General features: G+C 69.3%; 13 protein-coding genes. 4 read left to right on the forward strand and 9 right to left on the reverse strand.

Annotated elements, in window-relative coordinates; all coding sequences use genetic code 11:
• Positions 1–98: 98 nt before the first annotated feature.
• Both VGD44_RS07685 and VGD44_RS07690 read right to left on the reverse strand, forming a co-directional pair.
• Positions 99–440 (reverse strand): UrcA family protein, encoded by a 342-nt coding sequence (locus VGD44_RS07685; RefSeq protein ID WP_331085548.1) that lies wholly within the window; start codon positions 438–440, stop codon positions 99–101.
• 161 nt (positions 441–601) lie between these two features.
• Positions 602–1,885, reverse strand: a complete 1,284-nt coding sequence (locus VGD44_RS07690) for a cytochrome P450 (RefSeq protein WP_331085551.1) — start codon at positions 1,883–1,885, stop codon at positions 602–604.
• A gap of 146 nt (positions 1,886–2,031) precedes the next feature.
• On the opposite strand from VGD44_RS07690, the gene VGD44_RS07695 reads away from it, so the two are divergent.
• On the forward strand, positions 2,032–2,505 hold the full coding sequence (locus tag VGD44_RS07695; RefSeq protein ID WP_331085553.1) for a GFA family protein: 474 nt from the start codon (positions 2,032–2,034) through the stop codon (positions 2,503–2,505).
• 82 nt (positions 2,506–2,587) lie between these two features.
• Positions 2,588–3,688, forward strand: coding sequence for an NADH:flavin oxidoreductase (locus VGD44_RS07700; protein ID WP_331085555.1), 1,101 nt, complete (start codon positions 2,588–2,590; stop codon positions 3,686–3,688).
• Here the strand turns inward: VGD44_RS07700 and VGD44_RS07705 are convergent.
• The 6 genes from VGD44_RS07705 to VGD44_RS07730 all read right to left on the reverse strand — a co-directional run bounded on the left by VGD44_RS07705 (position 3,685) and on the right by VGD44_RS07730 (position 6,790).
• Positions 3,685–3,825 (reverse strand): hypothetical protein, encoded by a 141-nt coding sequence (locus VGD44_RS07705; protein WP_331085557.1) that lies wholly within the window; start codon positions 3,823–3,825, stop codon positions 3,685–3,687. The genes VGD44_RS07700 and VGD44_RS07705 overlap by 4 nt on opposite strands.
• A gap of 7 nt (positions 3,826–3,832) precedes the next feature.
• Complete coding sequence (locus VGD44_RS07710; RefSeq protein ID WP_331085559.1) at positions 3,833–4,045, reverse strand: hypothetical protein; 213 nt, start codon at positions 4,043–4,045, stop codon at positions 3,833–3,835.
• Positions 4,046–4,107: 62 nt separating this feature from the next.
• Positions 4,108–5,019, reverse strand: a complete 912-nt coding sequence (locus VGD44_RS07715) for an SMP-30/gluconolactonase/LRE family protein (protein WP_331085561.1) — start codon at positions 5,017–5,019, stop codon at positions 4,108–4,110.
• A gap of 70 nt (positions 5,020–5,089) precedes the next feature.
• The gene (locus VGD44_RS07720; RefSeq protein WP_331085563.1) at positions 5,090–5,608 is read right to left on the reverse strand and encodes a dihydrofolate reductase; all 519 of its coding nucleotides are present in this window, start codon (positions 5,606–5,608) and stop codon (positions 5,090–5,092) included.
• Positions 5,609–5,626: 18 nt separating this feature from the next.
• Positions 5,627–5,938, reverse strand: a complete 312-nt coding sequence (locus tag VGD44_RS07725; RefSeq protein ID WP_331085565.1) for a phosphoribosyl-ATP pyrophosphohydrolase — start codon at positions 5,936–5,938, stop codon at positions 5,627–5,629.
• A gap of 6 nt (positions 5,939–5,944) precedes the next feature.
• A complete protein-coding gene (locus tag VGD44_RS07730) occupies positions 5,945–6,790 on the reverse strand; it encodes a thymidylate synthase (RefSeq protein WP_331085567.1) in 846 nt (281 codons plus the stop codon).
• Positions 6,791–6,956: 166 nt separating this feature from the next.
• Here VGD44_RS07730 and VGD44_RS07735 point away from each other — a divergent pair, with 166 nt between their 5' ends.
• Positions 6,957–7,175, forward strand: a complete 219-nt coding sequence (locus tag VGD44_RS07735) for a hypothetical protein (protein ID WP_331085568.1) — start codon at positions 6,957–6,959, stop codon at positions 7,173–7,175.
• 32 nt (positions 7,176–7,207) lie between these two features.
• Here the strand turns inward: VGD44_RS07735 and VGD44_RS07740 are convergent, their stop codons facing one another.
• Positions 7,208–7,750, reverse strand: a complete 543-nt coding sequence (locus tag VGD44_RS07740) for a DUF924 family protein (protein WP_331085570.1) — start codon at positions 7,748–7,750, stop codon at positions 7,208–7,210.
• A gap of 135 nt (positions 7,751–7,885) precedes the next feature.
• Between VGD44_RS07740 and VGD44_RS07745 the strand changes: the two genes are divergently transcribed.
• Positions 7,886–8,683: hypothetical protein (locus VGD44_RS07745; RefSeq protein WP_331085572.1), on the forward strand; the 798-nt coding region annotated here is incomplete at its 3' end.

Raw genomic sequence — 8,683 nt, forward strand, 5'->3', positions numbered from 1 at the left:
TAGGGTCGCCACCAATAGAGTAAGCTTGGTCATCGAGATCTCTCCTGCCGCCCCGCCGAACTCGAGAACGGGCAGGGAAGCCCCATGGCTCCATCCCGTCAACGGTCGTCCGGCGCGCGCATGGCGTGCGCGCTGTCCAGCGCCGGGGCGCGGGCCCCGTAAACCGCCCCCAGCAGGGCGTCCTCGCGGCACTCGCGGAACACCTCGACCGTGTGGCGCGGCATCTCCTCGAAGGCCGGGTGTCGCCTCGCGTCGCCGCCGCACGCGAGGTAGGCCGCGCCCCGGATCCGGCCCAGCGCCTGCGCCGCGTCGGGCTCGGCAGAGACGCCGAGGGCCGCGAGCGGGACCCTGACCGACGCGATGAGATGGCGCTCAGTGGCGGCCTGGGCGTGGCTGGTCACGGCGGCGGCGAGCAGGATGAGGAGGGGTCTGGTCGGCATGGGGAGGCTCCGTTGCGAGAGGAACGCCGCGTTGTGGCCCGCCGCCCCACGCGCCGTCGTGGCCGCGCGCCTGATCTTTTCCTGATCCTTTTGCGACGCCGGCCAAAAAAGAAGCCCCCGCTTGCGCGGAGGCTTCAGGCTTCAGCTGCTCGTCGTAGAACTCAGTTGCGGGTGGGGATCACCACCGGCAGGTGCTCGTAGCCTTTCACGAAAGACGAGAAGACGCGCCGCGGCGGTCCCGTCACCTCGAGGCGCGGGAAGCGGGCCAGGATCTCTTCCCAGATGATCTTCAGCTGCAGCTCGGCCAGCCGGTTGCCCACGCAGCGGTGGATGCCGAAGCCGAACGACAGGTGCTGGCGCACCCGCGGCCGCTCGATCCAGTAGTCGTTCGGGCGGTCGATGACCTCTTCGTCGCGGTTGCCCGAGACGTACCACATGGCCACCTTGTCGCCGGCCTTGATGGTCTTGCCGTGCATCTCGACGTCCTGCAGCGCGGTGCGGCGCATGTAGGCCAGCGGCGTCTGCCAGCGGATGGTCTCTGAGACCATGTTGGGGATCAGCGCCGGGTTCTCGCGCAGGATGCGGTTCTGGTCGGGGTTCTGGTGCAGGGCCAGCACGGAGCCCGAGATCGAGTTCCGCGTCGTGTCGTTGCCGCCCACGATCAGCAGGATCAGGTTCCCGAGGTACTCCATGCGATCCATGTTCCGCGTGGCCTCGCCGTGGGCCAGCATCGAGATCAGGTCCGGCTGCGGCGGCGCGTTCACACGCTCGTTCCACAGGTTCATGAAGTAGTCGACGCACTCGAACAGCTCCTGGCGCCGCTCCTGCTCGGCGATCTCAGGATCGGTGGAGCTGAAGAGGCCCGAGTCCGGAGACGCGGTCGCCACGTCGGACCAGCGGGTCAGCTTGCGGCGGTCTTCCCAGGGGAAGTCGAACAGGGTCGCGAGTGTCATTGTGGTCAGCTCGATCGACACCTTGTCGACCCAGTTGATCTCCTCGCCGATCGGCAGCTCGTCGAGGATATTGCCGGCGCGCTCGCGGATGATCGGTTCGAGGTAGGCGAGATGGTGCGGGGCCACAATCGGGCTCACCGTCTTGCGCTGCACGTCGTGCTTCGGCTGGTCCATGGCGATGAACATCGGCAGCGTGAAGTCTTCCGCCGGGTCCGGGAGCACGATGGTGGGCTCGGACGAGAACACCTGGTGGTTCGTGTCCACCGCCATGATGTCGTTGTACTTGGTGATCGACCAGTACGCCCCGATGTCCTCGAACCCGCTGTCTTGCGTGTAGTGGACCGGGCTCTCCTTCCTCAGGCGCTCGAAGTAGGGCCACATGGTGTCGGTGCGGAAGAGCTCCGGATTGGCCGGGTTGATCTCTTCGAGTGGCATGGAATAGGCGGCCTCGCGGGCGGCGCGGTGCAGGTCGAGGGAAGCGTCGTCAGCCATGGGGTCATCCTCCAGAGCGGGTCTTCGGCGCGCCCGCAGTCCGTCAGGTGAACGATGATCTCCTGACGGCGCCTAGTCAACGAAAGATGACGGTGGCGTCAACTTTTCCAGCCTGAAAAATAGCGGTGACTGACGCAGGAGGAACCATGAGCGCGCTGGAAGGCGGCTGCGCATGCGGGGCGGTGCGATACCGCCTGAAGTCGCGGCCGATGTTCGTCAACTGCTGCCACTGCCGGGACTGCCAGCGGCAGGTCGGCTCGGCCTTCGCGATCAACGCCCTGATCGAGACGGACCGCGTCGAGGTGCTGTCGGGCGAGACCAGCTGCTTCACCATGCCCACCGACAGCGGCCGTCCGCACGACGTCTACCGCTGCAGCATCTGCGGCACGACGCTGTGGTCCGACTACGGGCGGCGCAAGGTGCTGACCTTCCTGCGCGCCACGACGCTGGACGACCGGGCTGCGCTGGCGCCCGACGCGCACATCTTCACGCGCTCGAAGCTGCCCTGGGTGCAGCTCCCGCAGGGCGCGCGCGTCTTCGAGGTCTACTACGACATGCAGAAGGAGTGGTCGGCCGAGAGCTTGGCGCGGCGCGAGGCGTTGCTGGGCGCGGGACGCTGATCGCGACCCCAGCTTTTCTGCGCTGGCGGACCTGCGTTCCTGCGATAAACAAGCGTTTGAAAATCGCGCCACGGGGTAACGCATGGCTTCCGACGTCCTCTTCACACCCTTCGAGTTCAAGGGACTGAAGCTCCCGAACCGCATCGTCATGGCGCCCATGACCCGCTCGTTCTCGCCCGGCGGCGTGGCGACCGACGACGTGGCCGCCTACTACCGCCGACGCGCCGAGAACCAGGTGGGCTTGATCGTCACCGAGGGCACGGGCGTCGACCGCCCCGCCTCGCTGAACGACCCCAACATCCCGCGCTTCCACGGCGAGACCGAGCTGGCGGCCTGGGGCAAGGTGGCCGACGAGGTCCACAAGGGCGGCGGCCTGATCGCGCCCCAGCTCTGGCACGTGGGCGCGGTGCGTACCCGCAGCGAGACGTGGAAGCCGCCCGGCCCCTACGACAGCCCGTCCGGCCTTTCGAGCCCCGGCAAGAAGTTCGGCGAGCCCATGACCGAGGAAGAGGTCGCCGACGCCATCCGCGCCTTCGCCGACGCGGCCGCCGCGGCCAGGCAGCGCGGCTTCGACGCCGTCGAGCTGCACGGCGCGCACGGATACCTGATCGACCAGTTCTTCTGGGACGGGGTGAACGTCCGCGAGGACGCCTATGGCGCGAAGGACATCGCCGGCCGCGCCCGCTTCGCCGCCGACATCATCCGCGCGGTGCGCAAGGCCGTCGGCCCCGACTTCCCGATCATCATCCGCATCAGCCAGTGGAAGCAGCAGGACTTCGCGGCCCGGTTGGCCGAGACGCCCGAGGGGCTGGAGGCTTGGCTGGGCGCCCTCGTCGACGCCGGCGCCGACTGCCTGCACTGCTCGCAGCGCCGGTTCTGGGAGCCGGAGTTCGACGGCAGCGACCTCAACTTCGCCGGCTGGGCCAAGAAGGTCACCGGCGTCCCGACCATCACCGTGGGCTCGGTCGGCCTCTCCGGCGAGTTCGTAGCGAGCTGGGGCGGCGAGGCCTCGCAGCCGGCGTCGCTCGACCGCCTGGAGCAAATGCTCGAGCGCGGCGACTTCGACCTCGTGGCCGTGGGCCGCGCCCTGCTGCAGGATCCCGAGTGGGTCGTGAAGGTCCGCGACGGCCGCCGCGACGAGCTCAAGACCTACGACCGCAGCGCGCTCGCGACGCTGTACTAGCCGTCGGGGCCGCCGAAGCTGGCGTCGCTGCGCTTGCGCTCGTCGCCGCCAAGGGCCGGGAAGACGAGCACTATGACGATCGCGATCACGATCACGGCGACGCCGATCGAGATCGCGATCAGCTCAACTCTGTCCATGTGAGACTCAGCAGCTCCCGCCGCCGCCGTCGCTGCAGCCGCCGCCGTCCCCACCGTCGAAGACCACGGGGCTGGAGGCCACGACCGCCGTGGAGCCGTCGTCCGCGCACCGGCGGCGCGCCATGCGCCGGTCGTGGCGGGCCGCGAAGGGCATGATGAGGATCACGAGGACGAGAAGGGCGCCGATGCCGATCGCGGCGCCGAGGTCGAGGCCGTCCATGGACGAAGCTCCTCTATGGAATCCCACGTCATCACGGTTTCACGACAGTTCGATGACGATCGCTAAGCGTTGAAGTTCAGCTTCAGCCCCGGCCTGGGCCACTTCGCCTTGTAGAGCTTGCCGGTCGACGAGGCCGTCACCCACGCGGTCCGCATGTCCCGCCCGCCGAAGCAGATGTTCGTGCAGAGGATGTCCGGGAACGCATAGTGCTCGGTGGTCCCCGACGGGTCGAAGGCGGTGACGCCGCCGTTGATGATCGTGGCCACGCAGACCTTGCCGCCGGCCTCCACCGCCAGGCTGTCCAGCAGCTGGTAGCCCGGCAGGTTGCAGATCACGTTGCCCGGCGCGAATCCCGGGCCCGGGCCCAGCACCCCCGGCTCGGCCACGTCGAAGCCCCACAGCCGGCCGAGCTGGGTGTCGGCCACGTAGACCGTCCGCTCGTCTGGCGAGAGGCCGATGCCGTTCGGCGAGATCATGTGCCCGCGCTGCTGGCTGATGTGGCTGCCGTCGGCCATGGCGTAGAAGATCCCGCCGTTCTTGCGCCCCTCGGGCGTCGAGCAGCCGTGGTCGGTGAACCAGAGGCCGCCGGCCTTGTCGAACACGAGGTCGTTCGGCCCCACCAGCCGCTTGCCGTCGCAGGCGTCGTAGACGGTCTCGAGCTTGCCGGACTCTAGGTCGTAGCGCTGGATCATGCCGCCGGTGTGCGACGGCGGCGTCGGGCCGGGGATGGTCAGGCCTTGGTTCTCCAGCCACTCGAAAGAGCCGCCGTTGTTGGTGATCCAGATCGCGCCCTCCGGACCGATCGCCGCGCCGTTGGGCCCGCCGCCGGTCTCGACCACCGTCTCGCGCTTGCCGTCCGGCGTGATCCGCGACAGCCGCCGGCCCTTGATCTCGGTGAGGATCACCGAGCCGTCGGCCATGGCGATGGGCCCCTCCGGGAACTCCAGCCCCTCGCAGACCAGTTCGATTTCCATCCCAAGCCTCCCGCCGTTCGTCGGGCGTGACCTTAGCGCGCCGCGGACGGGGTTCCAGCGTGACCCCGCGTCAGCGCCGGTCCAGCACCCGCACGGTGAAGGGATACTGGTCCACCTCCGAGGCCTCGTGGCGCTCGGCCCGCACCTGCGTCCACCGGCTCTCGTCGATGGGCGACAGCGTCACGTCGCCCTCAACCTCGGCGTCCACCTCGGTGAGGTACAGCCGCCGCGCCTTGGGCAGCGCCAGTTCAAACAGCGAGGCCCCGCCGATCACGCAGACCTCGCCCACGCCGTCCTCCTCGGCCTGCTCGCGGGCGATGGCGAGCGCTTCGGAGAACTCCTCGCACACCACCGCGCCCCTGGGCTCGAACGAGCCGTCGCGGCTGAGCACGATGTTGGTCCGTCCCACCAGCGGCTTCTTCGGCAGGCTCTCCCAGGTCTTGCGGCCCATGATCACCGGCTTGCCCATCGTCACGGCCCGGAAGATCGCGAGATCCGTCTTCAGCCGCCACGGCAAGGTCCCGTCCTTGCCGATGACGCCGTTGCGGTCGCGGGCGATCGGCCCGGCGGCGAGGATCACGTTCGACATCGGGTCTGCCTTAGCAGATCAGCTCACCGGCTCCAGCCACTGAAGCCATTTGCGCCGCACGGCCTGGTCCGGGTCGATGCCGAACCTGCGGCAGTAGAGCAGCAGTTGGCACAGCAGGTCGGCGGCCTCGTCGGCGCGGTCGTGCTCGCAGGCCTCGCCGCGGCCACGGCTGGAGAGGCGCAGGTGGGCCTGGGAAAGCTCGCCCAGCTCTTCCTGCAGTTTCAGCAGGTACCAGTCGTCGTCGCGGGCGATGCCGAACTTGCCGGCGTAGATGTCCGAGATCCGCGCCGCCGCATCGCTCACTTCCGAGAGGGTCAGCGGCGGCTTCATGCGGGCCTATACAGCGATGGGGGCGGCGATCGAGGGGTGGGCCTGGTAGCCCTCGAGCTTGAAGTCCTCGTACTCGAAGGCGAACAGGTCGTCGCGGTCGGCCACGCGCATGACGGGCAGGGGCAGGGGATCGCGCGTCAGCTGCAGTCGCGCCTGGTCGAGGTGGTTCAGGTAGAGATGCGCGTCGCCCAGGGTGTGCACGAACTCGCCCGGCTCCAGGCCGGTGGCCTTGGCCATCATCAAGGTCAGCAGCGCGTAGCTGGCGATGTTGAACGGCACGCCCAGGAACACATCGGCCGAGCGCTGGTAGAGCTGGCAGGAGAGCTTTCCGTCGGCCACGAAGAACTGGAACAGGCAGTGGCAGGGCGGCAGCGCCATGTCCTCCACCTCGGCCGGGTTCCAGGCCGAGACGATGTGGCGGCGGCTGTCGGGATTGGTCTTCAGGCTCTGCACGACGGCGGCGATCTGGTCGATCACCCGGCCGTCCGGCGCCGCCCACGAGCGCCACTGCTTGCCGTAGACCGGCCCTAGCTCGCCCTCCGGGTCGGCCCATTCGTTCCAGATGCTGACGCCACGCTCCTGCAGCCAGCGCACGTTGGTGTCGCCGCGCAGGAACCAGAGCAGCTCCAGGATGATCGACTTGCGGTGCAGCTTCTTGGTGGTCAGCAGTGGGAAGCCGCGGGCCAGGTCGAAGCGCATCTGGCGGCCGAAGACGCCCAGGGTGCCGGTGCCGGTCCGGTCGCCGCGCTGCACGCCGTTCGCCAGGATGTCGGCGAGCAGGTCGAGGTACTGGCGCTCCGGATGATTCGGGTCGGCCGCGTACTCCGTGGCGATGGCGACATAAGCATTCATCGTCGGTTGAGCGTGGGTGATTCGCATCGGATCGAACAGCGTGCGCCGTTGCCTTCTCCACAGACGCCGTACTTGATCCACATGACCGTTCGTCGATTCAGGGGTTGGCGTACGATGTACGCTTCGTTAAGGGGCCTCTACAGTTTTTATGTAAGGTGGGGTTCCTATGCTCGCTACCGCGTTCGCGGCGATGCTCCTGTTCGCTGCGCCCGAGGCCGCTCAGGCCCAGTCGCCGGCGCCTGAAAAGTCCACGGAGGCCGCCAAGGAGGCCCCGAAGAAGCACTGCTACACGGCCACGCCCAGCGGCTCGCGCATGCCCCGCAAGGTCTGCGTGACCCAGGCGCCCAAGCGCGAAGAGGCAGAGAAGTCCCAGAAGCCCGAATAGGCTTCAGCCGCCGAAGCCGCCCCTGGGAGCGGCTAGCCCGCAAAGCCACCGTCGTCGAGGAACTGCCGTTCCTCGGCGGTGGTCGTGCGCCCCAGCATCGGGTTGCGGTGCGGGAAGCGCCCGAACCGGACGATGATGTCCCGGTGGATGGCGTGCCACTTGGTGAGCTCGGCGTCGCCCAGCGCCTCGGCCAGCGCGAGCCCGTGGTCCTGGTCGGCCAAGTCTTCGGAGTGTTGGAACGGCAGCAGCATGAACTGCCGCATCTGCGGCTCCACCTGCGCATGCCAGCCCTTCCCGGCCGCCGCGCGGGCGATGGCGCGCGCCTTGGGGTCGGTCGCAAAGGCGTGGCCCGACTTGCGGTAGAGGTTGCGCGGGAACTGGTCGAGCACGATCAGCAGCGCCAGCGTACCCTCGGGCGTCACCGCCCAGCCGTCGTACTCGCCGCGCGCGGCCGCGTGGTGCACCGGCTCGAACTTCAGCCGGATCGCCTCGTCGAAGGCCGGCTTGGCCCCGTACCACTGGCCGGGTCCAGCATTCTTCCAGAAGGTCAGGATATCGTTGGGGTTCGCGCTCACGTCGTCTCGTCCTCCCGCCCGCCCAACTGGGCCGAACCGGCCGTCCGTTCAAGCCCGGTTCACCATCCCGCTGCGCACCCTTTTTGCTGATGGGACTGCGGGGTCGCGAAAGTGGCCCAGATCGGACTTGGTACGATGAAGAGATTTGCGATGACGGCCCTGGCGGTCGTGCTGGCCGCCCAGGCGCCGGCCGCGTTCGCCCAGGGCCGCGGCGGCGGCGACCGGGCCGAGCGCGCCGAAGGGCGCGGCGGCGGCCATGGCCGGCCGGATGGCGCCGGCGTTCGGGCCCAGCGCGAGCAGAGCGAGACTCGTGGTGGCGGCGAACGCCGCGGTGGCCGCGAGGTCCCGCAGGCGCGGGAAGCCCCTCAGGCCCCGCAGGCCCCTCGGGCGGTTGAGCCGCGCGTGCGCGGCGACGGCTATCGCGGCACGGGCGGGCAGGAAGGCCGCCGCTGGGAAGGCCGCCGCGACGGCGGCACGGTCCGAGGCGACGGCGTGCGTAGTGGCGGTGGCGGGCGCGGTGACGGCGTCCGTGGCGACGGCGTCCGCGACGGGCGCCGCTGGGACGGCGGTGACGGCCAGCGCCGCGACTGGCGACGCGACAATGATCGGCGCGATGGGGACCGGCGCGATGGCGACCGCCGCTGGGATGGCCGCCGGGACGGCGACGTCCGCCATGGCGACCGCTACTGGGACGGCCGCCGCGACGGCGATCGCTGGGACGGCCGGCGCGACGGCGATCGGCGCGATTGGGACCGCCGTGACGGCAGCCGCCGCGGCGACTATCGCTACTGGGAGCGCGGCCGCTATCCGTCGGTCTATTTCAGCTCGCACCGCTACCGCTATGCATGGCGGCCGCCGTCGGGCTTCTACGTGCGCCTCTGGAGCTTCGGCGACTTCTACCCGCGCAGCTGGTACGGCCCCGGCTACTGGATC

Origin of the sequence: Phenylobacterium sp., from assembly GCF_036402295.1 — a bacterium.
Classification (GTDB): domain Bacteria; phylum Pseudomonadota; class Alphaproteobacteria; order Caulobacterales; family Caulobacteraceae; genus Phenylobacterium.

Excerpts from the sequence above, each read along its gene's own strand:
- VGD44_RS07735 (WP_331085568.1), top strand. The coding sequence starts at position 6,957 with ATGCTCGCTACCGCGTTCGCGGCGATGCTCCTGTTCGCTGCGCCCGAG.
- VGD44_RS07720 (WP_331085563.1), bottom strand. The coding sequence starts at position 5,608 with ATGTCGAACGTGATCCTCGCCGCCGGGCCGATCGCCCGCGACCGCAAC.
- VGD44_RS07695 (WP_331085553.1), top strand. The coding sequence starts at position 2,032 with ATGAGCGCGCTGGAAGGCGGCTGCGCATGCGGGGCGGTGCGATACCGC.
- VGD44_RS07685 (WP_331085548.1), bottom strand. The coding sequence starts at position 440 with ATGCCGACCAGACCCCTCCTCATCCTGCTCGCCGCCGCCGTGACCAGC.
- VGD44_RS07730 (WP_331085567.1), bottom strand. The coding sequence starts at position 6,790 with ATGAATGCTTATGTCGCCATCGCCACGGAGTACGCGGCCGACCCGAAT.
- VGD44_RS07725 (WP_331085565.1), bottom strand. The coding sequence starts at position 5,938 with ATGAAGCCGCCGCTGACCCTCTCGGAAGTGAGCGATGCGGCGGCGCGG.
- VGD44_RS07690 (WP_331085551.1), bottom strand. The coding sequence starts at position 1,885 with ATGGCTGACGACGCTTCCCTCGACCTGCACCGCGCCGCCCGCGAGGCC.
- VGD44_RS07700 (WP_331085555.1), top strand. The coding sequence starts at position 2,588 with ATGGCTTCCGACGTCCTCTTCACACCCTTCGAGTTCAAGGGACTGAAG.
- VGD44_RS07705 (WP_331085557.1), bottom strand. The coding sequence starts at position 3,825 with ATGGACAGAGTTGAGCTGATCGCGATCTCGATCGGCGTCGCCGTGATC.
- VGD44_RS07710 (WP_331085559.1), bottom strand. The coding sequence starts at position 4,045 with ATGGACGGCCTCGACCTCGGCGCCGCGATCGGCATCGGCGCCCTTCTC.
- VGD44_RS07715 (WP_331085561.1), bottom strand. The coding sequence starts at position 5,019 with ATGGAAATCGAACTGGTCTGCGAGGGGCTGGAGTTCCCGGAGGGGCCC.